General features: G+C 54.9%; 1 protein-coding gene. It reads left to right on the top strand.

The window, feature by feature from the left end; genetic code table 11:
* The coding region (locus tag B2T33_RS20355) for an elongation factor Tu (protein WP_286793091.1) at window positions 1–749 on the top strand (749 nt) is incomplete at both ends.

Here is a 749-nt window from a genome sequence, read left to right as displayed (position 1 = left end):
ATCGGCCACGTTGACCACGGTAAAACCACGCTGACCGCAGCAATCACCAAAGTTCTGGCAGAAGCCGGTGGCGCTTCGTTCCAGGACTACAGCATGATCGACAAAGCACCGGAAGAGAAAGCTCGTGGTATCACGATCTCGACCGCGCACGTTGAGTATGAGACCGAGAACCGTCACTACGCACACGTCGACTGCCCGGGCCACGCTGACTATGTGAAGAACATGATCACTGGTGCGGCACAGATGGACGGCGGTATCCTCGTCGTTTCGGCTGCTGATGGCCCGATGCCGCAGACCCGTGAGCACATCCTGCTCGCACGTCAGGTTGGTGTTCCGGCTCTCGTGGTCTTCATGAACAAAGTTGACCAGGTCGACGACGAAGAGCTTCTCGAGCTCGTCGAAATGGAAATCCGTGAACTTCTGTCGTCCTACGACTTCCCGGGCGACGATATTCCGATCGTCAAGGGCTCTGCTCTTGCTGCTCTGGAAGGTCGCGATGATGAAATCGGCAAAAACGCTATCCTCGAATTGATGAAAGCGGTTGACGACTACATCCCGGCTCCTGAGCGTCCGAAAGACAAGCCGTTCCTGATGCCGATCGAAGACGTGTTCTCGATCTCGGGTCGTGGTACGGTTGTAACTGGTCGTGTTGAAACCGGCGTTGTTAAAGTTGGCGAAGAGATTGAAATCGTCGGCATTAAAGACACCGTTAAAACCACCGTTACCGGCGTTGAAATGTTCCGCAAGCT

The organism is Thalassospira sp. UBA4513 (assembly GCF_002388495.1).
Lineage (GTDB): Bacteria > Pseudomonadota > Alphaproteobacteria > Rhodospirillales > Thalassospiraceae > Thalassospira > Thalassospira tepidiphila.
Note: the sequence above shows the minus strand (reverse complement) of the source record. Positions and strands in the feature narration are given on the sequence as shown.